This window comes from Shewanella sp. TC10 (genome assembly GCF_009663145.1).
In the GTDB taxonomy this organism is placed as follows: Bacteria; Pseudomonadota; Gammaproteobacteria; order Enterobacterales; family Shewanellaceae; genus Shewanella.
The window spans coordinates 1-25,636 of record NZ_VKHR01000018.1 but is presented as its reverse complement, the minus strand read 5'-3'; the positions used below and the strand labels follow the sequence as shown (position 1 = coordinate 25,636).

Annotated in this window: 22 protein-coding genes and 2 tRNA genes; 16 read left to right on the top strand and 8 right to left on the bottom strand. The window is 39.5% G+C overall.

Annotated features, from left to right (window positions below):
* Positions 1–5: 5 nt before the first annotated feature.
* Positions 6–1,043, bottom strand: a complete 1,038-nt coding sequence (locus FNZ24_RS08385) for a type IV pilus twitching motility protein PilT (protein WP_153914036.1) — start codon at positions 1,041–1,043, stop codon at positions 6–8.
* Positions 1,044–1,078: 35 nt separating this feature from the next.
* Between FNZ24_RS08385 and FNZ24_RS08380 the strand changes: the two genes are divergently transcribed.
* The 8 genes from FNZ24_RS08380 to FNZ24_RS08345 all read left to right on the top strand — a co-directional run bounded on the left by FNZ24_RS08380 (position 1,079) and on the right by FNZ24_RS08345 (position 8,679).
* Positions 1,079–1,768 (top strand): YggS family pyridoxal phosphate-dependent enzyme, encoded by a 690-nt coding sequence (locus FNZ24_RS08380; RefSeq protein ID WP_153914035.1) that lies wholly within the window; start codon positions 1,079–1,081, stop codon positions 1,766–1,768.
* A 480-nt stretch (positions 1,769–2,248) separates the two neighbouring features.
* Entirely contained in the window at positions 2,249–3,067 is an 819-nt protein-coding gene (gene proC, locus FNZ24_RS08375) for a pyrroline-5-carboxylate reductase (RefSeq protein WP_153914034.1), read from the top strand.
* Between the two features lie 73 nt (positions 3,068–3,140).
* Positions 3,141–3,689, top strand: coding sequence for a YggT family protein (locus FNZ24_RS08370; RefSeq protein WP_153914033.1), 549 nt, complete (start codon positions 3,141–3,143; stop codon positions 3,687–3,689).
* Between the two features lie 24 nt (positions 3,690–3,713).
* Positions 3,714–4,001 carry a DUF167 family protein YggU gene (gene yggU / locus FNZ24_RS08365; protein ID WP_153914032.1) on the top strand — a complete coding sequence of 96 codons (288 nt, stop codon included), beginning with the start codon at positions 3,714–3,716 and terminating at the stop codon, positions 3,999–4,001.
* Positions 4,002–4,141: 140 nt separating this feature from the next.
* Positions 4,142–4,600 carry a DUF4426 domain-containing protein gene (locus FNZ24_RS08360; RefSeq protein WP_153914031.1) on the top strand — a complete coding sequence of 153 codons (459 nt, stop codon included), beginning with the start codon at positions 4,142–4,144 and terminating at the stop codon, positions 4,598–4,600.
* A gap of 174 nt (positions 4,601–4,774) precedes the next feature.
* Positions 4,775–5,371, top strand: coding sequence for an RdgB/HAM1 family non-canonical purine NTP pyrophosphatase (gene rdgB / locus FNZ24_RS08355; RefSeq protein ID WP_153914030.1), 597 nt, complete (start codon positions 4,775–4,777; stop codon positions 5,369–5,371).
* A 5-nt stretch (positions 5,372–5,376) separates the two neighbouring features.
* Positions 5,377–6,516: a radical SAM family heme chaperone HemW gene (gene hemW / locus FNZ24_RS08350; protein WP_153914029.1), complete on the top strand. Its 1,140-nt coding sequence runs from the start codon at positions 5,377–5,379 to the stop codon at positions 6,514–6,516.
* A 315-nt stretch (positions 6,517–6,831) separates the two neighbouring features.
* Positions 6,832–8,679: a DUF885 domain-containing protein gene (locus FNZ24_RS08345; RefSeq protein ID WP_153914028.1), complete on the top strand. Its 1,848-nt coding sequence runs from the start codon at positions 6,832–6,834 to the stop codon at positions 8,677–8,679.
* A 696-nt stretch (positions 8,680–9,375) separates the two neighbouring features.
* On the opposite strand, the gene FNZ24_RS08340 is transcribed toward FNZ24_RS08345, so the two are convergent.
* From FNZ24_RS08340 to trmB, 5 genes are all read right to left on the bottom strand, one after another.
* On the bottom strand, positions 9,376–10,317 hold the full coding sequence (locus FNZ24_RS08340) for a LysR family transcriptional regulator (RefSeq protein ID WP_153914027.1): 942 nt from the start codon (positions 10,315–10,317) through the stop codon (positions 9,376–9,378).
* A gap of 543 nt (positions 10,318–10,860) precedes the next feature.
* Entirely contained in the window at positions 10,861–11,688 is an 828-nt protein-coding gene (locus tag FNZ24_RS08335) for a YggN family protein (RefSeq protein ID WP_153914026.1), read from the bottom strand.
* Positions 11,689–12,053: 365 nt separating this feature from the next.
* The gene (glsB, locus tag FNZ24_RS08330; RefSeq protein WP_153914025.1) at positions 12,054–12,968 is read right to left on the bottom strand and encodes a glutaminase B; all 915 of its coding nucleotides are present in this window, start codon (positions 12,966–12,968) and stop codon (positions 12,054–12,056) included.
* An 8-nt stretch (positions 12,969–12,976) separates the two neighbouring features.
* Complete coding sequence (locus FNZ24_RS08325) at positions 12,977–13,303, bottom strand: 50S ribosome-binding protein YggL (RefSeq protein ID WP_153914024.1); 327 nt, start codon at positions 13,301–13,303, stop codon at positions 12,977–12,979.
* 56 nt (positions 13,304–13,359) lie between these two features.
* The gene (gene trmB / locus FNZ24_RS08320; RefSeq protein ID WP_153914023.1) at positions 13,360–14,076 is read right to left on the bottom strand and encodes a tRNA (guanosine(46)-N7)-methyltransferase TrmB; all 717 of its coding nucleotides are present in this window, start codon (positions 14,074–14,076) and stop codon (positions 13,360–13,362) included.
* 304 nt (positions 14,077–14,380) lie between these two features.
* Here trmB and mutY point away from each other — a divergent pair, with 304 nt between their 5' ends.
* The 6 genes from mutY (at position 14,381) to FNZ24_RS08290 (ending at position 23,201) form a co-directional block, all read left to right on the top strand.
* Positions 14,381–15,493, top strand: coding sequence for an A/G-specific adenine glycosylase (gene mutY, locus FNZ24_RS08315; protein WP_153914022.1), 1,113 nt, complete (start codon positions 14,381–14,383; stop codon positions 15,491–15,493).
* Positions 15,494–15,513: 20 nt separating this feature from the next.
* Positions 15,514–15,792, top strand: coding sequence for an oxidative damage protection protein (locus FNZ24_RS08310; protein WP_102528673.1), 279 nt, complete (start codon positions 15,514–15,516; stop codon positions 15,790–15,792).
* A 370-nt stretch (positions 15,793–16,162) separates the two neighbouring features.
* The gene (locus FNZ24_RS08305; RefSeq protein ID WP_153914021.1) at positions 16,163–17,965 is read left to right on the top strand and encodes an aryl-sulfate sulfotransferase; all 1,803 of its coding nucleotides are present in this window, start codon (positions 16,163–16,165) and stop codon (positions 17,963–17,965) included.
* 468 nt (positions 17,966–18,433) lie between these two features.
* Positions 18,434–19,834, top strand: coding sequence for an MFS transporter (locus FNZ24_RS08300; RefSeq protein WP_153914020.1), 1,401 nt, complete (start codon positions 18,434–18,436; stop codon positions 19,832–19,834).
* Positions 19,835–19,838: 4 nt separating this feature from the next.
* Positions 19,839–22,232, top strand: coding sequence for a GH36-type glycosyl hydrolase domain-containing protein (locus FNZ24_RS08295; RefSeq protein ID WP_228768421.1), 2,394 nt, complete (start codon positions 19,839–19,841; stop codon positions 22,230–22,232).
* Positions 22,233–22,334: 102 nt separating this feature from the next.
* Positions 22,335–23,201 carry a sugar-binding protein gene (locus FNZ24_RS08290; protein ID WP_153914018.1) on the top strand — a complete coding sequence of 289 codons (867 nt, stop codon included), beginning with the start codon at positions 22,335–22,337 and terminating at the stop codon, positions 23,199–23,201.
* Positions 23,202–23,376: 175 nt separating this feature from the next.
* Here FNZ24_RS08290 and FNZ24_RS08285 read toward each other — a convergent pair whose 3' ends face one another.
* Both FNZ24_RS08285 and FNZ24_RS08280 read right to left on the bottom strand, forming a co-directional pair.
* A complete protein-coding gene (locus FNZ24_RS08285) occupies positions 23,377–23,964 on the bottom strand; it encodes a YceI family protein (protein ID WP_153914017.1) in 588 nt (195 codons plus the stop codon).
* Positions 23,965–24,093: 129 nt separating this feature from the next.
* Complete coding sequence (locus tag FNZ24_RS08280; RefSeq protein WP_153914016.1) at positions 24,094–24,645, bottom strand: cytochrome b; 552 nt, start codon at positions 24,643–24,645, stop codon at positions 24,094–24,096.
* A 517-nt stretch (positions 24,646–25,162) separates the two neighbouring features.
* Between FNZ24_RS08280 and FNZ24_RS08275 the strand changes: the two genes are divergently transcribed.
* Both FNZ24_RS08275 and FNZ24_RS08270 read left to right on the top strand, forming a co-directional pair.
* Positions 25,163–25,238, top strand: a tRNA-Phe gene (locus FNZ24_RS08275).
* Between the two features lie 38 nt (positions 25,239–25,276).
* Positions 25,277–25,352: transfer RNA gene (locus FNZ24_RS08270), tRNA-Thr, on the top strand.
* Positions 25,353–25,636 lie beyond the last annotated feature (284 nt).

Below are 25,636 nucleotides of genomic sequence, written 5' to 3'. Positions count from 1 at the left end.
GCCCCTTAAAAGTTAGCTTGTTTATTTGAGCTCTTAGACATAGCGTCATCACGGGTAATTAATCCGCGATTAACCAAGTTTTGTAGACATTGCTCAAGTGTTTGCATGCCATGCGCCATACCTGTTTGAATTGCTGAGTACATTTGCGCGACTTTATCTTCACGAATAAGGTTACGAATTGCTGGAGTACCCATCATGATTTCATGGGCTGCAACTCGGCCGCCGCCCACTTTTTTGATTAGGGTTTGCGAAATAACGGCCTGTAATGATTCAGACAACATGGTTCGCACCATGTCTTTTTCACCCGCTGGGAATACATCCACAATACGGTCAACGGTTTTTGCTGCTGAGGTGGTATGCAAGGTACCAAATACTAAGTGACCCGTTTCTGCCGCTGTCATTGCTAATCGAATTGTTTCAAGGTCACGCATCTCACCCACAAGAATAACATCGGGATCTTCACGAAGTGCGCTTCGAAGTGCCGCATCAAAACCATGGGTATGTTTATGCACTTCACGTTGGTTCACCAAACACTGTTTGTTTTGATGTACGAATTCTATTGGATCTTCGATGGTCAAAATATGGTCATGGCGTTCATTATTAATGTAATCAACCATCGCTGCTAGCGTAGTCGACTTACCCGAACCAGTAGGGCCTGTTACCAATACAAGACCACGAGGGAAACTTGATATTTTCTTAAAGATTTCTGGAGCGCCGAGTTGCTCTAATGATAAAATCTCACTCGGAATTGTACGGAAAACCGCACCTGCCCCACGAGACTGGTTGAATGCGTTAACACGGAAACGGGCAAGATTTGGTACTTCGAACGAGAAATCGATTTCTAAATGTTCTTCGAAGTCTTTACGCTGTTTATCGTTCATGATGTCATACACTAAACCGTGTACAGCCTGATGATCTAATGCTGGTAAATTAATTTTTCTGACTTCACCATCTACACGGATCATTGGCGAAACGCCTGCTGAAAGGTGTAGATCCGAGGCATTGTGCTTTACACTAAAGGCAAGTAACTCAGTTATTTCCATGGTCAATGACATCCATTTAAACAAATAAAAACAATATGACAACAATAGCAGACCGAATATCAATCGCCCAGAGCCAAATTGCACAAGCGGCGCAAAATTGTTCACGTAACAGTGAAGAAGTCACTTTACTTGCTGTAAGTAAAACTAAACCCATCGCCGATATCATTGCAGCCTATCAAGCCGGTCAGCGCTGTTTTGGTGAGAACTATGTGCAAGAAGGCGAAGAGAAAGTCATCGCGTTAAAGCAAGATTACAATGATATTGAATGGCATTTTATCGGGCCATTACAATCTAACAAGTCGCGGATTATTGCTGAGCACTTTGATTGGATGCATACCCTTAGCCGTGACAAAATTGCTAAGCGATTAAATGAGCAACGTCCTAAAGATAAATCCCCATTACAGGTATGTATTCAAGTCAACATCAGTAACGAAGCCAGTAAATCTGGCGTTAGCCCTGAAGAAGTTAATCAACTTGCACAAACAATTGATGAGTTACCTCATCTTACCTTGCGCGGCTTAATGGCAATTCCAACCGCAACTGAAGATGTAAACTTACAAAGACGAGAATTTGCACAACTTGAAAACTTATACCTTGAACTTAAACAGCAATACCATAGTGTAGACACACTTTCGATGGGTATGAGCAGCGACTTAGCTATTGCTATTGAGCACGGTTCGACCATGGTAAGAATTGGTACCGGAATTTTTGGTTCACGAGCTTAAGCTTCGAAGCGGCTAGTAGATTTGAAGTAACTAATAGAAATGCCAGCTTAAAATGTAAGTACACACTTTTATCAAGTGTAAGGTATGTTTTTAAGCTGTTATTCATGAAGGATAATTTATAATGCCAGCCTTGTAATGAGCCATGAAAGCCATATATACCCATGATACTTCAAGATGCAAAGTCAGCAAGACAAATAGTGCCAAGATGCTAGGCATAAAATAGAAGTATAGTTATTCTACATCGATATTTTATAACAACGCAGATTGGTGCTATTTGACTTGCCCTTTGGGGCGCAAGCTCGAAAACCACTGCTACGTTGTAACCTTTGAAAAGTGAATAACAATTACCTCAGGTTACGCCTTGCATTGTTATCCGAGCTTGTGCCTGACAAAGCATCTTGAGGTAACATGGGTATAATCTTTATTAACGACTCCTACACGTACTCAACGAGTACATAAAATTAAAAGTGATTTAACCTTATGACTCAAGCAAAAGTATGTTTTATCGGTGCGGGCAACATGCCGCGAGCTATCATTAGTGGTTTAGTAACCAACGGATACCCTGCTGATAAAGTTCACGCAACGAACCCAAGTGTCGGCAAGTTAGATGCGCTAAAAGCAGATTTTGGCATTCAAGTTTCTCACGACAATGTTGCTGCGGCGGATGATGCAGATGTGATAGTGCTGAGCGTAAAACCACAGTTAATGCAAATGGTGTGTGAGCAACTAAGTCATTTAGATTTATCCAATAAGTTATTAGTTACTATCGCTGCAGGCATTCCTGCAGCTCGTTATCAAGATTACTTTAAGCAGCCAATTAAACTGATTCGCACTATGCCAAATACACCAACCCAAATTGGTGTTGGCATGACAGGGCTATTTGCTGACGACTCAATCTCAGCTGAACATAAACAAATTTGTGAAACCCTAATGAAAACCGGTGGCGAAGTTGTTTGGGTAAAAACTGAAGATGAGCTTAATCAAGTTATCGCATTAGCTGGCAGCTCACCTGCATATTTCTTCTTGTTTATAGAGTCAATGATCCAACACGGCATTAAAACAGGGCTTGATGAGCAAACGGCTCGAGCTTTAGCTCAACAAGCTGCATTAGGTGCTGCGCAAATGGTGGTGCAAAACCCTCAGCTATCATTAGAGAAGTTACGCACTAATGTTATGTCTAAAGGCGGCACGACTGCTCGCGCTGTTGAGACTCTTGAAGAAGGCGATTTACGTGGGTTAGTTGACCAAGCAATGACTAACTGCATAAAACGAGCAGAAGAAATGGCAAAAACATTTTAAAACTATACGGATTCAGCGACACTGTCACAATTGATGACATGTTATACGCACCAACCAAACAAGGCACTTAATAATGAATGCAATGCACTTTCTCGTTACCACGGTATTTGACCTGTACCTTATGGTGGTAATTTTACGTTTTTGGCTTCAACTTGCTAGGGCTGACTTCTACAACCCATTTAGCCAGTTTGTAGTCAAAGCAACACAACCAATCATTGCGCCAATGCGCCGTGTATTACCTTCAATTGGTGTAATTGATACTGCATCAATTGTGCTTGCAATCATTGTGGTCATGGTTAAGTTCCTGGCTTTAACTTTAATCGTAGACTTTAAATTAGATGCGGTATCGTTAATCATCTTGTCGCTGGTATCAGTACTTAAAGAAGCAGGAGTACTGCTGTTTTGGGTATTAATTATCCGTGCACTGCTTAGCTGGTTTAATCAAGGACATAACCCTATAGTGATGGTGATGGATCAGTTAACCGAGCCATTTTTACGTCCAGTGCGTAGAATTTTACCGCCAATGGGTGGCCTAGATTTATCAGTAATGCTGGTATTAATTGCGATGAACTTCATCAATATCTTATTTGCTCAGTACATTCCATTTTGGAATGCGGTTTAACCCTTCGAACTGGTTTTAACCATAATGAGCGCTATCATTCAGCAACAGAACGATCTGTTGCTGAATCTTTATATTCAACCTAAAGCCAGTCGAGATCAGATCATCGGCCTGCATGGTGACGAGTTGAAAATAGCCATTACTGCACCGCCAATCGATGGCAAAGCTAATAGCCACTTAATTAAATATTTATCCAAAGCATTTAAAGTACCTAAAGCAGATGTTGTTATTTTAAAAGGCGCGCAAGGGCGTCATAAACAAGTCAAAATATCCATGCCTAAACAAATTCCTAGTGAAGTATCTCACTTACTGTAAAGCAATAAATTCAAAGTTAACTAATTAAACTTGCTTAGTTTTGTATGAAATTAAGGTGAGTTTGATTAAAATTCTCTATACTTAACGATACACTCCATTAGTGAATCACCTCTTGCAAGAGTCGATCAAGGATCCTGATTATGTTTCGCACTATCATTTTAAATTTGTTGTTTGTTGTTGGACTTTCATTAGGGCTTTCATTAGGACTAACAACTACAGCTCAAGCAGAGCAAAAACAGCAAGTAGGCAATTTTGATATCCATTACATGGCATTAAGTAGCACGTTTATAACACCTAGCATTGCCAAAACCTACGGTATTGAACGAAGCAATTATAATGGCATCGTTAATATTGCCGTATTAGATACAAGTAAAGAGGGTAACCCGCCTGTAGCAATTGAAATCTCAGGTGTGGCAAACAACTTACTTGATGCAAGAATCACCTTAGATTTTAAAGAAATTCGAGAAGGCAAAGCAATTTACTATATTGCCCAAGTCCCCTATCGAGATGACCAAGAAATTAACTTTAATATTGCAGTTAAGCACGGTAATCAGCTTAATACCTCGCTTAAATTTAAGCAGAAGTTTTACGTGGAATAAGCAGAAACGTGCCGCAAAAACATTCTATAAAGCCAATTCTAGTATGATTGGCTTTATTTTTATCAGTCCATAAACCAACACCTATTATCATCTTTTGAGCTATCTATCAGCTAAACGCTTAGGTATCATTAGCCAAATTTTCAAGTACCATTTTCCATCCACTAAGGTATTCCCATGCAGCAAATTGTATTAGCCAGCGGTAACAAAGGTAAGCTTAAAGAGTTCGACCAAATGTTGTCACAATTTAATATTCAAGTATTACCGCAAAACCAATTCAATGTGCCTGAAGTGGCTGAAACTGGCACTACATTTATAGAAAACGCGATTATCAAAGCAAGGCATGCTGCTGAGATTACAGGTAAAGCTGCTATAGCTGATGACTCAGGTTTAGAAGTCGATGCACTTCAAGGCGCACCAGGCATATACTCAGCCCGTTATGGCGGAGAAGATGCTAGTGAAAAAGACAGATACCTAAAACTGCTGAACACGCTTGAAGGTCAAACCCAACGTAATGCACGTTTTCAATGTGTATTGGTTTATATGCGTCATGCAAAAGATCCAACCCCTATTGTGTGCCAAGCAGCTTGGGAAGGAAAAATCGGCACTGTACCTCAAGGCGAGCAAGGTCATGGCTATGATCCTGTTTTCATTCCTGAAGGTTTTGATTGCTCTGCGGCAGAACTTAGCAGTGAGCAAAAAAACCAATTAAGCCATCGTGGTTTAGCGCTTAATTTGTTAGTTGAAGCTTTGAAAGCAAAAGGGATTATTTAGTCACTATGTTAACCCTGCCACCACTTAGTCTTTATATTCACATACCTTGGTGTGTTCAAAAATGTCCATATTGTGATTTTAACTCACATGGCCAGCAAGGTGAGCTGCCTCAAGAGAAATATGTCGAAGCCTTACTGCAAGATTTACATAATGACTTAGATTATGTTCAAAATCGCAAGTTACACAGTATTTTCATTGGTGGTGGAACCCCTTCTCTATTTGAAGCCAAACAAATAAAGCGAATTCTTGACGGCGCAAGAGATGCGATTGGATTTGAACAAGATATTGAAATCACCATGGAGGCTAACCCTGGTACATTAGAGCATGACGACTTTGCCGCTTACCAAGCCGCGGGGGTGACTCGTTTATCTATTGGTGTGCAAAGTTTCTCAAAAAATAAACTCAATCTACTTGGGCGTATTCATGATGAGAATGAAGCTGTTACTGCAGCTAATACCGCTTCAAAGGCAGGTTACAACAGCTTTAATTTAGACCTAATGCATGGGCTACCAAATCAAAGCTTCGATGAAGCTATGGCGGATATTGATACGGCAGCAGCGCTTATGCCACCTCACCTATCTTGGTATCAACTGACTATTGAGCCTAATACCTTGTTTCATTCAAAACCACCACAATTGCCAGATGATGAAAACCTATGGCACATTTATGAACAGGGACAGAAAAAACTTGCCGCTCTAGGTTACGAGCAATACGAAATTTCAGCCTATGCCAAACCAGGTTTCCAGTGTCGTCATAACCTTAATTATTGGCAATTTGGTGATTACTTAGGAATTGGCTGCGGCGCTCATGGAAAAATAACCCAAGCTGAGCAAAATAAAATTACTCGAACCGTTAAAATTAAGCATCCAAAAGGTTACTTGAATACTGAAGATTTCACTTTCGAAACCTCTGAAGTTCTACCTGAAGATCGAGCGCTTGAATATCTTATGAATCGACTAAGATTAATGACGCCAATTCCAAAAGCAGAGTTTGAGCAGCGTACAGGTTTATCAGCTGAAATATTAGCTGAAGGAATGAAGAAATCTATCGCACGAGGTTTATTGACCGAATCAGAACAACATTGGCAATTAACCTCTAAAGGCCATATGTTCGTTAATGATTTATTGTCTCAGTTTATCGATTAATGATTAACTAGCAACCAATTAGATAATTCACTAGACATATTGCAGCATTGATTAGCTATATCGCCCGCACCTTTTTATAGCTGCTAAATATTAGCCATTACTCAGCCTGAGTAGTGGCTTTTTATTACCTAAAGATCAGCGTACTCCACTACAAGTAATCAATTACCGATGACTGACTCATTGTAGCTTTCCCTTCAGCAACAATTAATACACAATTGCTAACATTTCACTTTACCTTTTTTTATCTCGCTCTATTAGGATATGAATCAATAATTTTAACAAAAATTTAATTTCACTCTGCAAACGGAATCAAGTATGCGACTAAAAACTAAAACGACATTAATAGCCGTAGCGTTATCAAGCTTATTATCAACTTCTGTTATCGCCCATAGTTCACATGGACAAATAACAGAAACCCCAAGTGAAGCAAGCCAAAAAGCCACCACTGAATCAGAAAAAGCCAATGAGTTATTTGAAAACATTTTCATGGAAAATGTTATGGCAAGCCCTATTTCACAAACTTATATGCGTATCAAAAAAGATTACGACAAATGGGGCGATTTTAGTGAAAAAGCAGAAGATGAAGCATTAGCTCGTGCCAAAAAACATTTAAAGCAACTAGAAAGTATTAATGTTAGTAAGTTAGATGTCCAAACTGCATTAAGTTACAAACTAATGAAGCAAGGCCTAGAGCAAGATATTGAAGATGATAAATGGCGTCATCACACATACCCAGTCAATCAAATGTACGGTAGCCACACCTTTATAGCCACCTTCTTAATTAATCAGCATCAAGTGTCGAGTGTAAGCGATGCTGAAGCCTACATCAGCCGTTTAAATGGCGTTAAGCTTGCAAGTGAGCAACTTGTTGATGGCTTAAAGCTACGTGCAGATAAAGGCATCATTGCGCCTAAATTTGTTTTCCCTTATGTCATTTCTGACAGCCAAAACATCATTACCGGTGCGCCATTTAGCGATACCGAAGAAAAAAGTACCCTTTGGGCTGACATCAATAAAAAAGTAAACGCATTAGATACGACTCAAGACAAAAAAGACCAATTGCTCGCTGATGCTAAAAATGCGCTCATTAACAGTGTAAAACCAGCTTATACCGATCTGATCAGCTACCTAAATGAGCTTGAGAAAAAAGCAGACACTCGTGACGGTGTTTGGAAGCTGCCAGAAGGTGATGATTTCTTCAATATGCGTTTAAGTCGTGTCACGACTACAGATATGAGCTCTGAAACCATTCATAAGCTTGGTCTTTCTGAAGTCGCGCGTATTCATGATGAAATGCGCACCATTATGAAGAAAGTTAAATTTGATGGTAACTTGCAAGAATTCATGGCATTCATGCGTGATGATGACCAGTTTTACTACCCAGATACAGCTGAGGGTAAAACTCGTTACATGACAGAAGCTAAAGACTTGATTGATAATATGGAGTCTCGTCTTGATGAAGTATTCAATATTAAGCCAAAAGCTCAATTGATTGTTAAGCAAGTAGAAGCATTCCGTGAAAAGTCAGCAGGTAAGGCATTTTATGATGCGCCTGCACCAGACGGTTCTCGCCCTGGTACTTACTACGCGAACCTTTATGACATGAAAGCGATGCCGACTTACCAAATGGAAGCACTGGCATACCATGAGGGTATCCCTGGCCATCACATGCAAATTGCGATTGCTCAAGAGCTAGAAGGTATTCCTAAATTCAGAAAATATGGCGGTTACACAGCTTATATTGAAGGCTGGGGTTTATACACTGAATACTTCCCTAAAGAGATGGGCTTATATGCTGATCCATACTCTGACTTTGGCCGCTTAGCCATGGAGTTATGGCGTGCATGTCGTTTAGTGGTTGATACTGGTATCCACTCAGAAAAATGGACCCGTGAGCAAGGTATTCAATACTATGTTGATAATACCCCTAATGCTGAATCTGATGCCGTGAAGATGGTTGAACGTCACATCGTAATGCCAGGCCAAGCAACGGCGTACAAAGTCGGCATGATTAAGATTCTAGAGTTGCGTGAAAATGCTAAAAAGCAAATGGGTGATAAGTTTGATATTCGCCAGTTCCATACGCTGATCCTAGAAAATGGTCCACTGCCTCTAGATGTATTAGAAGATAAAGTCACTGAATGGGTTAATACGGCTAATTAGTTTTTTCCCTAGCAAATAAAATGAAAAAAGCCACTGTAAACAGTGGCTTTTTTGTATCTACTCTCATCACTGCCAGGTCAACCTACATAAAGACTTCATTGAGATTTCGTCGAGATTGAGACCAGCAAAGATACATAGATGTGCTTTTACTCATTATATATTCTGGGTTAGGAATATAGGGATATAGGGGTAAAACTGGATTGGAACTCATGCTATTAGGCAAAGCCCTCAGGCAAAATATGAAATCAACAAACAATAATTTACGACTGGAGTTTATTTCAGATAAAAATAACCCCAGAACATTGTCTGGGGTAAACCAATTTAAACTAGGATGATGGTTTCAAAGCCGGCATTGTTCTAATTTTAAAACCGTTGCCAGCTGTGATTCAAAACTTGCGAAGTTGCTGGTTTGCACATTTTGATGAAAAGGGGTCATTTCTCAACAAGATGCGTGACTCAAACCATTCCGAATCAACTGAAGTCTATTGTATTGATTTCAGAACATAGTTCAAGGTGTGAAAATGAAATTGTTTTAATATAAGGACAATATAACACTGAACAATTTTTAAACACAAACAATTAAGTTATTGTTTATGTTAAACAAATTAAAAAGCCACACTAATTAGTGCGGCTTTGTTTGTAATATTGAACAATGTTTCCATATATTCTTACGTAATTAGCTACCTATCTTGGTAATTATTTACGCAATTTGTATAAATGCTCATATTTAGTATCCCAATAAGGGGTGCTTCCAATATGTCCCTTAATAAAGTCGATGAACGAGCTTACTTTAGGTGCAAGATGCTTACGTCGAGGGTAAACCGCTTGTAGAGGCAGGTTATTGGTTAACTGCCAATCCGGTAACAATGGTACTAAGGTACCTTGCTCTATTTCATCTTCCATCAAGTAACTGGCTAAATATGCAATACCAAGCCCGCTGACTGCAGCTGATTTTAATGCTGGTGCATTATCAACTCGGAAGTTACCTGATACACCTATTTCGCAGTAGTCTTCGCCTTTCTTAAATTGCCACATGCTGTGCTCATGCCACTCACCTTGATAAACAAGACAGTTATGATCCACTAGTTGCTCAGGACGAGAAATCGTTCCGTTTTGAGCTATATACTCTGGCGATGCTGCAAGTAAGAATTGGCACTTCATTAACGGACGAGCAACCATACCTAAAGGTAATTGCTCCGACATAGTTAATAGTAGGTCTAAGCCTTCACTTACTACATCAACTTTATGATCGAGTAAGCTTACTTGTAACTCAAGTTCTGGGTGTTTAGCCATAAACTCAGGTAATGCAGGAATGATATGCATGGTACCGAAAGACTGGGAAATACCCACTTTCAATACACCACGGGTTGCATCATTCAAGTTATGTACACTAGCAACAGCTTGTTCTGCATCACGGAGTAACTCTTCGCCTTGAATATAAAGCAAGTTACCAGCTTCTGTCAGACTCAAACTACGTGTAGTACGTTGAATAAGTTGAACCCCAAGTTTATGTTCAAGATCAGCAACCTGAGTACTTACTTTGGACTTAGATATACTCAATCTTCTGGCTGCGGCGCTAAAGCTTCCGGCGCGGGCAACATGAGTAAAAATAGCAATAGGTTCTAACAGTTCTAACATTGGAGTCGCCTTAAGCTGTTTACGACATTAAAAATAGTTTTTGGAATGCCAATCACTGTAACCTATTCGAAACAATAACGAACAAGATTTAAGCGATATGACAGTGCAAAATTACCTGCACTATTAACCAAAAAAGAAATTAAATTGTGATAGTCCCTTATCCTGTATAGCCAATCAATACTAAAACAATAAGTTAATCGAATTAGCTATGCAGTTTTATAATTTTATGGAGTATACCAAAAAAATCACAAATGGCTCTATATTTATAATATACAATTTTTTTATCAGAACAAATCATTAGTTGTATAGAAGTCTAGTTGAATTAGGATTTTATGGGGATTTAAAACGAAAAAGCCCCTGCTTATTTAGCAGGGGAAGGTCAGGTGCATTTTGACAATGCTAGAAATTGAACAATCAAGATAATCAGATTAGTTAGTCTACAGTCCATTTTCACTGACTAACCTTTACAATTACCTGCTAGTTAATTACCGATGCTCATTTAAGCTTAATCGGGTATTTAACTAAATAAATATACTGCCTTACTTATTCATAACGACTATCAAGTGTGGCCAGTTCGTATGAAGCAAGTTCTGGAATTGATTTACGAACCTCGGACTCAAGTACCATAAGCTCTTCAAAATTTGCACAAACTTGCTCAGCTTTAGCTTCAATAGCCTCTGATTGATCGGCTATCTGATACTCAATGTCTTCACCCACTTTTTCCATTTTGGCAGAAAAAGCTTCAATCTTCTCTTCAAAAGTACCGCCTTCAGAAGACATCATTTCAGCCCCTAAGGCCATCATGAAGCTGCCCATTGAATTCGAAATCATCGCTTCCATTTCTTTTTCAAAATCTTCGTTAAAAGCTTCTTCAATTGAAGACTCGGTAGCGCCTAAGTAAAACATATCACCTTGCTGATAAGCAGCTTCATCTACTCGGGTTTGTATGCCAGCCAGTAGTTCATCTAATTTCGAGCCTGTTGCATCACCAAAGATTGGGGTTAACGCTAAGCTAACGGCATCAGTAGCCAGTACAACAACTTCATTTACGAGATCGATGATTTCAGGTACTTGTTGAGAAAGCTCTTCTGAATAATCATTAAGCAATTTGCTCTGTTTGCTATCTAATTTAACTCTGTTGCCTTCAACATAAAGCTCACCCATTTCAACTCGATAGATTTCTTCACCCTGCTCGCTGATGAGTAATTTTTTCGGTTCAACAGTGACATCATAATTAAGAGTGACATTACATTGGTCGTCATCAATGGTGAGCTTTGCCATAGCAGGTGATATCGCACCAGCTGTAAAGATAAGCCCTGATAAAGCAATACCTTTGATTAAACCGTTGGTGAAATTAGTTTGAGTTTTCATTAGCTCTTCCTTGCTGTTAATAAATCACAGTCTTTAAGTTATAGACTGAATTTTTAATCTGGTTAGTTAATAGTAAATACTTGTAATTGATAACCTAGATAAAGCACAGCTCGTGCCAATATTTAAAAACCTTTTATTTTCAATAACAAAAAAGGATTTTTAATCATATTTAGAGAAAGGCAAAATTGAAGAGTTAGCCGAAGATGAGTGAAATTAACAACAAAGTGGTGTATTTCACTCATCGTTAATGTTCACTCGTGTACAAATTTAATATCAGCTAATTTACGAGCTAAGAACTAAAAGATAAAACTAAGAAATAAAAGCTACCACCAGCTAAGAACAGCTAAAGACAAACAGTAAAGGAATTAAAAAATTGAACGTCCTAAAGACTGAGACAAATACTCAAGCATACGAGTACCCGCTAAAGAGTTGCCATTTTGATCCAGTTCAGGAGACCAAACACAAATAGACATATCACCAGGAATAACGGCAATAATACCGCCACCAACACCACTTTTACCTGGCATCCCCACGCGATAAGCAAATTCACCAGCACCATCATATAAGCCCGATGTTGCCAATAACGCATTAAGCTGCCTTGTTTGCACAGGCGTGATTAGTTGATCACCTTGGAAGGTTTTGCCGCGATTAGCCAAATAGAACATGGCTTTAGATAAATCTGCACAGTTCATTTTCAGCGAGCAATAATGAAAGTAGCTTTTTAGCACAGTATCGACATTGCCATCGAAATTACCAAATGACTTCATTAAATATGCAATCGAGGCATTTCTAGCACTAAATTTAAACTCTGAATTGGCTACGTTTTTATCAAAACAGATATGCGAATTACCACTGAGCTTTCTCACTTCTTCAAGCATGCGGTGCTTAGGTGCACTTTGCCTTGCTTGAATTAGGTCTGCAATCACTAAAGCCCCAGCATTGATGAATGGATTTCGAGGTATACCTCGTTCCAACTCAACTTGTACCAGCGAATTAAAAGACTGGCCTGAGGGTTCTTTACCTACTCGGCTCCAAATTTCATCTTCAGTATACAAACTAAGTGCAAGCGTAAGACTAAATACTTTAGAAATACTCTGAATAGAAAAAGGTTCAAGGTAATCACCAGCGCCTATGGTTTGCCCATCAGCAGTGGTAACAGCAATCGCAATTTTATTAGGATCCACATTCCCTAATGCAGGAATGTAGCTTGCGACCTTTCCAGAACCAATAAGTGGCCGAACTTTGTCGACCACTTCTTGAAGCAGTATTTGCTCAGGCATCAGCTAAATTAGCCCCACCAGATGTCATATAACGCACTAACTTCAAGCTGAGGAACTTTCTTCGCTTCCCAGAATGCTTTAACGGCTGCCACATCTTCTTCGGTACATTTACCGATTTGCTGTGTTGCAATGATGCCTTCCCACATTTTATGGCCGCCACCGTGAAAACCTAGATTACGAGGCTCAATAACTTGATCGATAAACTCATCAACGGCTTTATCAATCTCTTCTTCAGAAATTGACTCTTCGAAAGTCCAGTTAACATCAAAACCAAGTTCTTGGAACTCATCAACGCGTAATTTTTTACGTAAACGGCGATTGCGATTCTTAGCCATGTTTTTATCCTAGTGTTTTATCGTTTATAAATGTTTTAAATCAAATCCGAACAAGCTTAGCTTACTCTTTCGAACATTAAATCCCAAACACCATGACCTAAGCGATGTCCACGGGCTTCGAATTTTGTTAATGGGCGATGATCTGGACGCTCAACGACTGTATTGGTTTCAGATTGATTCTTATAACCTTCAGCAGCAGACATCACTTCAAGCATATGTTCACTGTAATTTTCCCAGTCAGTTGCCATATGGAAAACACCGCCAATTTTTAATTTACGACGAATAAGTTCAGCAAATTCAGCTTGAACGATACGGCGTTTATGGTGACGTTTTTTGTGCCAAGGATCTGGAAAAAACAACTGCACACGACTCAAAGAACCATCTGCAATACTGTTTTCAAGCACTTCCATAGCGTCATGATGGTAAACACGAAGGTTAGTCACTTCAGCTTTACCAGCATCAACTAGGCATGCACCAACACCAGGCTTGTGAACTTCAATACCAATATAATTTAGTTCAGGAGCTGCTTGCGCCATTTCAACTAAAGAAGCGCCCATACCAAATCCAATCTCTAATACGGTATCAGCATCACGATTAAATACTTCAGTAAGATTGATAGGCTCTGGAGTGTAATCTAACCCCATTGTTGGCCAGTATGATTCAATTGCTTGAGCTTGGCCTTTTGTTAGGCGCCCTTCTCTCAATACAAAGCTTCTAATCTTACGAATATATTTACCATCTTCGTTAAATTCAGCGGTAGTCACGTCGCTCATGTTTGCCTCATCAATTGGGTGCTTTATAAAAGTGACCCAATGTTTCACTTCAAATTCATAAATAGTCGGTAAGTATATCGTAAAAACGCCATGACTAAAGTAGTTAATCCCCTTTGAGGTGGAGATTCTTGTGCTTATATTGCGTTTTTTAAACAAGTTTAGCTACATGAGTCAAAATACCTCAGTGACTAGGCGGATTTTAAGCTTCAGAGACCATTTAAAAGCCACTTATCGTTTTTAGCTTTTCCAGTATCAAAACCGTATCTGACTTGTTTATCAAAACGTCGCCATATACACTGCGCCAATGAAAAAAGATAACTCCTTTTCCGAGCGTAATTTTTCTGAGCGAATTGTTGCTTGGTACGATGTTCATGGCCGTAAGACCCTCCCTTGGCAGATCAATAAAACCCCATACAGAGTATGGATTTCTGAGATCATGCTGCAACAAACTCAGGTCGCCACTGTTATCCCATATTATGAAAAGTTCATGGCGAGTTTTCCATCAATTGCAGATTTAGCGAATGCCAGTGAAGATGATGTTTTACATCATTGGACAGGTTTAGGTTATTACGCCCGAGCCAGAAACTTACATAAAGCGGCAAAGGCGGTGTACGAACAACATAATGGCAAGTTCCCTGAAACTTTAGATGAAGTCATAGCCCTTTCCGGCATTGGCCGCTCAACAGCAGGCGCTATTTTATCCCTTGCTCTTGGTCAGCATCATTCCATTTTAGATGGCAATGTTAAACGAGTGCTGGCAAGACATGGCGCGATTGCCGGTTGGCCTGGTCAAAAAGCTGTTGAACAACAACTTTGGACACTGACTGATTCACTGACGCCCAAAAATGATGTGCGTAAGTTTAATCAGGCCATGATGGATATTGGTTCTGCTGTTTGTACCCGCAGTAAACCTCGTTGTGACGAATGCCCAGTTGCTATTGATTGCAAAGCCCAGCTGGCTGGCAAACAAACTGAATTCCCTGGCAAAAAACCTAAAAAGGCCATTCCAACCAAATCAGCTTGGATGTTAGTAGTAAAACAAAGTGGTCAAGTGATTTTAAATAAACGTCCACCAGCTGGAATTTGGGGAGGACTTTGGTGCTTTCCACAGTTTGAAACTGAAGCTGAGTTAGATGAGCATATTTTATCTGAATTTACTGACAAAAAGATTGTTCATTCTAAGGCTGAATGGCTTGCAGGATTTCGACATACGTTTAGTCACTTCCACTTAGATATTCAACCGATATTAATCGATATTGAATCAACACAAGATTTAGCAGAATTTGAATCCTGTGTAATGGAACAAAACCAGACTCTCTGGTATAACATACATCATCCAGCTAAAGTCGGATTAGCCGCTGCAACCGAGCGGATTTTATCTCACTTAGTCGCACTTTCAGCAGCAGATCCTATTTAGGATCCCGTTAAGGAAACATCATGGCTCGTAATGTTAATTGCGCATATTTAAATAAAGAAGCTCCAGGTTTAGATTTTCAACTGTATCCTGGAGAAGTTGGCAAGCGAATTTTCGATTCGATCAGTAAAGAAGCTTGGGGACTTTGGCAGAAAAAACAAACTATGCTAATCAACGAAAATAAGCTCAACATGATGAATGTTGACGATAGAAAGTTTCTTGAAGAGCAAATGGTTAACTTTTTATTTGAAGGCAAAGACGTTGAAATTGAAGGTTATGTGCCTCCAGCTGAAGACGAATAAACTAGCCTAACAAACTGCCTTCAGTCATTTAGCTAGAATGCGAGTATTGATCCGCTAAGGTTGATACTCGTCTCCCTTCAATTGTTCAACCCTCCCATAATTAATCACTTTATTCGTACTAGCTTTTATTGATACTTTTCTAAATCCAGTGAAATACATCCACAAGTCGGTAGCAATAAATGTAGTCGCAAAAAATGATGCCCAGCTAATTTCAGTAAACTTCGAAAAAGTTCCCAAATTAAAATAGAAATTTCATATTCGTGAGTTTTCTTATAATTTGAAAATAATGCCAGCCCTTTGTTAGCAACACATCGTTTTTTCAATTAGATAGGTCGTATACTCACTGTAATTGTTTCTAAAGAGAATATTTATGGTTAAGCCACTCATTTACGCTGTATTAGCTGTAAGCCTTAGTTTATCTTTTCAAAATGCTAGTGCCGATCCATTAGGAATGAAACCCATTCCAGTACCTGACGCACCTTTAGGTTACTTAGTCCATAACCCATATGAAAATGCGCCACTTACCGCATTAGTTACCTTAAACGGTCACACTATTTCAGATGTTGAAGTTACGGTTCATGCCAAAGATGACACAGGTGTGAGCATTCACTATCAAGTCGATGATATGCGTGTCATGAATGAGGGCGGCGTACCAATTTTTGGCCTATACCCAGCTTTAATGAATCACTTTACCGTGAACTGGACTGAAAACGGTAAACAGCATAGCCATGACTATCAAATGCTTACCCCAGATATTGATATGGGCTTCTCTGAAAGCCAGTGGGCTAAAGCTCCTTTAGTTGAAGTTGAGCATGTTGATGCCGACTTCAAAGACAGACTATATTTTGTTAATTGGACGAACCCAGACGGCAAAACAGGTCAACTTGCTCACAATAACCCTGATGCACCTGGCGCATTTTCTTGGGACGGTAAACCTGGTTTTTTCATTATTGATACCGCAGGTGATATCCGCTGGTATTTAAATCCCTACACTACCCATGATTCAAAAAGCTTTGACAACGCGGGTTACGCCATGGGAATGAACGTCACTAAAGACGGCAATATGGTCTGGGTACAGGGTCAAGGCTGGAAAAAAATGTCGCTCATGGGAAGAATGATTTCAGAGCACAGCTTGCCGGGCAACTTTATTGATGCATCCCATGAAGGTATTGAAGCTGCAAATGGAAATATCTTCATTCGCGCCGCAGCCAAAGATTATCGCCGCCCAGACGGTAAGTTAGTCAACACTATTCGCGATCAAATCATTGAAGTAGATAACACTGGTAAGCTAGTCGATTACTGGGACTTAAATACCATTTTAGATCCTATGCGCGAAGAAGCGCTGTTATCACTCGATGCAGGCGCAGTTTGCCTCAATATTAATGCAGCACAAGCTGGCCATCAAACCACCTTAGAAGACTTACAAAATGCGCCTTATGGTGACATCCATGGTGTAGAAACTGGCCGTAACTGGATACATGTAAATTCAATCGATTACGATCCAAGTGATGACAGTATTATTATCAGTTCTCGCCATCAATCAGCAGTAATAAAAATAGGTCGAGATAAACAAGTTAAGTGGATATTAAGCCCATCAAAAGGTTGGTCTGAAAAGTTTGCAGCTAAACTTTTAACCCCAATCGATGCCAAGGGCAAGCAACTTAATTGTAATGAAAAAGGCCTTTGTCGCGGCACTGACTTTGATTTTTCTTACACCTCACACACTGCGTATTTAGTGCCTGAAAAAGGTACCTTAACCGTGTTTGATAATGGTGATGGCCGCCATTTAGGTCAACCAATGTTTGCTAACGAAAAATACTCTCGTTCAGTGGAATACAAAATTGATGAGCAAAACCTAACGGTTGAGCAAGTATGGGAGTACGGTAAGGACGAGCTTGGTTATAACGGCTATTCGCCTGTGACTTCAATCGTCAAATATCAACAAGATAAAGACAGTATGATGAGCTACTTTGCATCAGCAGGCTTGTTTGGTTTAGGAGGCGGCTACGGTAACTTAAAAATGGATGACACCACAGGTAAAGTGCAGTCTATTTTAGTTGAACATCGTTACGGCGAAACCAAGCCCGCAGTGCGTATTAACATTAATAGCCACGATATGTTTGCCACAGGTTATCGCGCCCAAGTTATCCGCGTTCAAGAGATGTTGAAGTAATGAGTTAACCTTGAAAGACTAAGAGCTTTATAAATTCTAAATCCGTTTAACATGTACTAACTGATTTAATGCTCTATAAATAAATGCTCTGTAAAAAAAAGCCTAATAAATAAAATGCCCTGTAAATAAAAAGCCCCTGCAAATAATTTGCGGGGCTTTATTTTTAACTCTTACTTAGTGACCTAAGCCAACTCCCTTGTGTTATAAGCAAGGCTACATAGGCTTTCTCTTAACTAAACTCCCCCACACATGCACTACTTAAACAGCCAGTCGCAAGCCAGTAAAATCTGTTTCAATTTGAATCTAAAGTAAATTAATACTGGTCAAAAAATGATTAATCATTTACATTCTAACAACAATGTAAGCGCTTACACTAGTTGTGCATTTAGAATATTTATAAAAATCAGTTAGCTGTAAAGCTGCCATAAATACCAAATTTGGATGGAATCAACCAAGGTAATAATAACAATGGCTCAAGAACCTAAAACCTCATCAGCAACACCTCTATCTGAAAAGTTATCGTTAAAAGAAAAAGTGGGTTATGCCCTTGGGGATGTCGCATCTAACTTTTACTGGCGAGTATTCGATGTTTTTCTTTTCATTTTTTATACCGATGTCTTTGGTATTTCAGCTGCCGCTGTCGGCACTATGATGCTAGTCACGCGGATTATTGATGCCTTTTCAGATCCTTTAATGGGCGCCTTAGCTGATAGAACATACACACGTTTCGGAAAGTTCAGGCCTTACCTTTTACTGGGCATATTACCCATAGCTGCAGCCGGCGTACTTACCTTCACCGTCCCTGATTTGGGCGATGATGGAAAACTCATTTGGGCTTACGGCACTTATATATTTATGATGCTTGCTTACACCTTTATTAATGTCCCATATGGTGCATTACTAGGTGTAGTCACAGCCGACAGCCAAGAGCGCACGACCTTAACCAGCTTTAGATTTATCGGTGCTTTTTCGGGCGGCACATTAGTCGCTTATATGACACCAGAGCTAGTGAACCTGTTAGGTAACGGCAATGAAGCGCTAGGCTGGCAAATGACAATGGGTTGCTACGGTTTAATTTCAGCGGTGTTGTTTACCCTCACCTTTTTGGCCACTAAAGAACGTATTGCGCCGCCAAAAAATCAGCAAACCAGTATCAAGCAAGACATCGTGGATTTAACTCAGAATAAACCCTGGCTTATCTTGTTTTCGTTGGCGCTCATTATCATGTTCACCATTACACTTCGCGCAAGCACAGGAACGTTTTACTTTAAGTATTACGTTGGCCGAGAAGACTTAATTGGCACCTTTACTGCGGTTTATATGATTTCACTCGCCATAGGCGCAGCTTCTACTCCGTTACTTAGCCGCTATTTTGATAAACGCAGCTTATTAATTGGCTTAATGAGCCTAGTGGCCATTTTATCTGCGGGTTTTTATCTCATTCCAGCCAACAATTTAACCCTGATGTTTATTATGCAGGCATTAATCGGTTTCTGTTTAGGCCCTAAATCACCGTTGGTTTTCTCAATGTACGCCGATACCGCTGATTACTCTCAATATAAAAATGGTCGCCGAGCGACTGCAATGATTTTCTCGGCAGCGGCTTTCTCGCAAAAGTTAGGTGGAGCATTTGCAGGAGCGATGATTGGTTGGCTGTTATCTTCCATGGGATATGTGGCTAATCAGCAGCAATCACCAGATTCATTATTGGGTATATTACTGCTCAATACACTCATACCTGCAGCATTTGCGTTACTCGCAGTATGGGTCGTCAAGCACTACAGCTTAGATGAACAGAAAATGCAGCAAATTAATCAAAGCTTATATTCAACTAAGCCTAACGTTAGTACTACACCAGTTCAGGATTAAGATAGTGATCACTTACAATCAACAAAATGGCGCAGTCACGCTAAATTCCCCAATCAGTATGCCAAATGCTTGTGGTTTTTTGTGGAACAAAAACATGATGATTCAAATGAATTGTCGTGGGTACGCTGTCGCGCAATTTATGCAACCTGAGCCTGCAAAATACGCCCATGGCCCTGCCCTTGAAGCCAAAACATTCATGCAGCCTGAACATGCCTATTTTAGTCATCATCCTGGGCGTTTTTTCTATATCAAAGATAATCATACAGGGGAGTTTTTTTCATTACCCTACGCACCAGTTAAACAAATGCCGACAAGCTTTGAATTTATCGCTGCTAAAAATAAAATCAGTTGGAAAATAGCTCATTTAAACCTAACCTGCGAATTAAGTTTATCGCTTACGACAAATGATACTGCCGAGCTTTGGCAGTTATCGATTATCAATCATGATGAAACAGCTCGTGATTTAAGTATCTACAGTTACTTTCCAGTGGGATATATGTCATGGATGAATCAATCGGCCCGATTTGATAATGAGCTAAATGCCATTTTATGTGAGTCAGTGACGCCTTATCAAAAAGTTGACCAATATTTCACTCAACAAAATTTTAAAGACTGTACTGTATTTTTAAGTGATAGAAAGCCTGTCAGTTATGAAACCCGGCAGTCTATTTTTGAAGGTGAAGGTGGATTAAACAATCCTGATGCCATAAAAAAACCAAAGCTTGCCTCTCAACCTGCTCATTATCAAACACCTGCTGCGATAATGCAGTTTGACCTTAACCTAGCCCCTAGTGAGTCAAGTGAAACCAATTTTGTGTTTGCACCTGTAAAAGATGCTAAAGAAGCCGCCACGCTTAAGCAAAAATACTTAGCTTCGCCTCAAACATTGGCTAATGCTAAACAGGATTATCAACAGTATATTGCTCAAGCTGACAATCAGCTTCAGATCGAAACAGGTACTCAAGCGTTTGATAACTTCGTAAATCACTGGCTCCCCAGACAGGTGTTTTACCATGGTGATGTTAATCGTTTAAGTACCGACCCTCAAACCCGTAATTATCTGCAAGATGCCATGGGCATGATGTATATCGCCCCAGATAAAACCAAGGCTGCATTTATTAAAGCGCTTTCGCAGCAACACGATAATGGAGAAATGCCTGATGGTATTTTGCTTAATGCGGATTCAGAACTTAAATATATAAACCAAATCCCTCATACTGATCATTGTGTATGGCTAGTAATTTGTATTGAAGCTTACTTAAATGAAACGGGTGACTACGAGTTTCTTGAGCAAATGGTGCCTTTTGCTCCTGCCAAAACTGCAGCAACAGAAAATGCTCAATCTGCCACGGTTTATGAACACATCAATCTTGCATTAGATTTCCTGTGGTCACAGCGTGATGACAGAGGGTTAAATTACATCAATCAGGGTGATTGGTGCGATCCGATGAATATGGTGGGCTATAAAGGCATTGGCGTATCAAGCTGGTTAAGTCTTGCAAGTGCTTACAGTATGAAATTATGGGCTCAAGTGAATGAGTCTATAAGCAATAAAGCTCAAAACGAGAAGTGGTTACATCAAGCAGATAAACTCAATCAAGATGTCAATGAGCACTGCTGGGATGGCGAGTGGTTTGCCCGTGGTATTACCGATGCAGGAAATTGCTTTGGAGTCAGTAAGGATATTGAAGGTCGGATTTATTTAAACCCTCAAAGTTTTTCAATGCTGTCAGGGGCAATTAGCGACAACCAATGGCAATCAATGCAATACCAAATCAAGCAGCAACTAAAAACCCCTTTTGGGATGATGATGCTTGCGCCTAGTTACACTCACATGCATGAAGAAGTGGGACGATTAACTCAAAAATTTCCTGGTACCGCTGAAAATGGCTCGGTTTATAACCACGCTGGGGCATTTTATATCTATGCGTTATTTGAACACGAAGAAACAGAAGCGGCCTTTGAGTTATTGCATACTATGATTTGCGCACAATCAGATGAAGATGCTCTAGCTCGCGGCCAACTACCGGTATTTATCCCTAATTATTATCGCGGAGCCTACTTTCAATATCCCGATGATGCAGGCAAGTCGAGTCAGTTATTCAATACTGGCACTGTGGCTTGGATATATCGTATTGTCATTGAACAATTGGTGGGACTTAAAGGTGTTAAGGATGGCCTTAAAATTCAGCCTCAGTTACCTAAAACTTGGAATAACATTAGCGTTAAACGCCAATTCAGACAAGCGAGCATTAAACTAGATGTCCTGAGAAGCAGAGATATTGATGAGCAACAGGTCTATGTTGATGATAAGCAGCTTATTAAAAACAGTCGCAACGAATTTGTGCTTCCAGTTAAAGCCAATAGTGAATATTGCATCAAGGTATTACTACCCTAAATTTGAAATGTGATGATATAAATAAAGCTTAGATAATAAATGCAGCAATCATAATTCACTACCTAAGCAGCGACAAAGATTAAATTGGGAGCAAAACACACTATGGATTGGTTTAATAAACAGTTATCTGCTGAAGTTAAAAGCGAAGATTTACCACCCAAGAATAAAGCAAAAATAATCTCAGCTTTAACAGTGACAGCTGTAATATCATCAGCCGTTATTGCTGCTGACATTAAAGCGCCTATTGATGGAAGCGAACATCAAGAGCATATCCATCCAATCATCGAAGTGAACTACGCAAACACTAAACTCAATATTGACGGAATGCCAAACGAAGCTGACTGGCAACAAGCCAAATGGCATCCGATTGACCAAATGATCATTGGCCCAGAGATTTCAGCAGATGACTTCAGCGGTCAATACAAATTATTGTGGCGAGAGAACAAACTCTTTTTACTCACTGAAATCATAGATGATGTCATGTTTGATCAAACTGCAGATCCAACTGTGCTTTATTGGGATGATGACACTGTTGAAGTTTTTTTAGATGAAGACGCATCTGGTGGTGAACATCAATACTCACACAATGCTTTTGCATATCACGTTGCGCTTGATAGACAAGTTGCTGATTTCTCTTCACTTAAAGAAGCAACTACATTTAACGATCATATCGACACTAAATGGAGCCGCGATCCTGTTAATCCCCAAATAATAAATTGGGAAATGGCTATAAACATTTTCCCTGAAAATTATAATGACAGCTTATCCGGATTCGACCCTAAGCAAGTGTCACCAGTTACTCTAACGGCAGGAAAAATCATGGGATTCATGCTTGCCTATTGCGATAATGACCGCTCTCATACTCGAGAAAACTTTATTGGCTCTCACCCAATAAAGCCTATTGATGGCGACATGAATCGCGGCTATAAAGATGCGAATGTGTTTGGAAAAATAAAACTGATTAAGTAAGTAACACAAAAATCTGCTGGGATATAAGAAAGTTGAGATACAAAAATGCCGCTAACAATTACCTAATAGAGGTAAATAATAGCGGCACTGTTATATCATAAGAAGTTATTCTATAAGCAGTTATTTTATAAGCTGTTACTTTCCTAATAAAAATCGAAAAGTGATTAAATCAACTCTATTGCTTAATACCTTCCACAATAAGGTCTAAGGTCACATTGGCAGATGCTGGACCTAAATCCATTTTAATCCCGAAGTCTTTCATAGCAAATTCAGTCGTTCCCGCAAAACCTGCGCGATAGCCACCCCATGGATCTTTACCTTCACCAATAAATTCTGCATCAATCGCAATTGGCTTAGTTACACCATTTAAAGTTAAGTTACCATTTAGCACGATTTGGCCATTTCCCTTATCTTCTACGCCAGTAGATGTGAACTCTGCTTTAGGGAATTTACCCGTATTTAAAAAATCGCTTCCACGTAAGTGCTTATCTCGCTCAGCATGGTTTGAGTCAACACTGGTGGTATTAATGGATACATTCACCTTAGAGTCGGTAATTTTATCAGCGTTATAGCTGAAGTTGCCACCAAAGTCATTAAAACGGCCAGCGACAAAACTATAACCTAAATGGTTTACTTTGAACTGAATTGAAGCGTGAGCGCCTTGGGTATCAATAACATAGTCAGCTGCGTTTGCCGTCATTGGTAATAAAGTCAGTGGTAATAGTGCAGAGCCGATTAAGCCAGCGATAAGTTGCTTTTTCATTTGGAATTTCCTTATTAAAATCACTTTGTCAGTTCGTGTTGTTTATCTAAATTTTAATGTTCAAACGCTATCATTACTTTGATCATAAAATTGGTTGTATAAATGGTTAATTAAAACCTTGTTGGCTTGCTACTTTTTAATAGGCTTGATTATCTTGGCTAAAGTGCCATCTTTATCAATCAGTTGATGCTTTATCGCACCAGCCCCATGTATAAACACAAGTGCAATTAAGCTATAAGCTAAATATTCATGAACAGTACCGGCGATATCTTCTTGGTTACTGATAAAACTACCCAATGAAGGTACTTCAAACCAATCAAATACCATAATCCCTCGCCCATCTGCAGTTGATATCAAAAAACCGCTGATCATGATGAATATCATTAAAAGGTATAACGTTCGATGCGCCCATTTAGCAGTCTGTTGCTCCCAAGGCTTATGGTTTGAATGCGCTTGTGGCTTCACTGATATAAAACGCCATAGCAATCTTATTAACGTTAAGGCAAACAGCAAAAGGCCAACACTTTTATGAATATCAGGCGCTGTTTTATACCAACTACTGTAATAAGTTAGGTCAACCATCCAAAAGCCTAAGCCAAATAAACCGATCACTGTTAATGCACTTATCCAATGAATAAGAATAGTGATTAACCCGTAGCCCTTGTTCGTGTTTGTTAGCATCAAGCTTGTCCCTTTCTTGTCCTGTTGATTACTTGAAATTGATTTTATAGAACAAAATATAAAATAAAATCGCAAAATTAAGTCGATACCATTCTATTTTATCGAAAGGTTTTACACCTAGATTAATTTACACCTTCGGGCAGCGTTTGCTGGCCACTTTTACAGCGTTATCGACTTTTTATGTAGAATAACTACACCACAATGTCTCTGCCTTGTACAAATGACCAAGAATTCGCTGCAAAAAACAACCTTGAAAACTCAACAGGCCCTAGTTAGTCGTTAATTGCTAGAATTGACTTTAGCCAATATATAAACCCTTTCTTAGCATTTATAAGCTAAAAACCATCCAGTTTGGATACTTACTAGCCTAACGAATAAAAAGAATTAAAAAACCACTTGCGCGATTAAAATCATCCCTATAATATGTGCGCACTCCAAACGACACTGGCATTAACAACTTATTTATAAGTTAAGTTATTACCTAGTTTGAAGTAGCAAACTAACGCTTAGTTTAGTTGCCCGAATAGCTCAGTCGGTAGAGCAGAGGATTGAAAATCCTCGTGTCCCTGGTTCGATTCCGGGTTCGGGCACCACAATTTATTTAATAGTGTTATCACTGTTAAAAAGATAAGCCGGCATAGCTCAGTTGGTAGAGCAACTGACTTGTAATCAGTAGGTCCCGAGTTCGACTCTTGGTGCCGGCACCATATACAGAACAGCCACTCAATAGAGTGGCTTTTTTGTATCTGTAATTTAATTCCCTTACTAGTATTTAGTAGACTGTGAAAATGAGCTTGAGGGCGCCATAGCCTTGCATAAATGAGCAATATTCACATTCTTAAGCAGGTAATTGCTCACTAATACAACATGCAGTTATATATCAGCGATAAAAGCTTAAAAACCACTTGCAGAATGTAAACCACCTCTATACTATGTGCGCACTCCAAACGACACAGGCATTTATAACTTAGTTACTAAGTTATAAATGCCT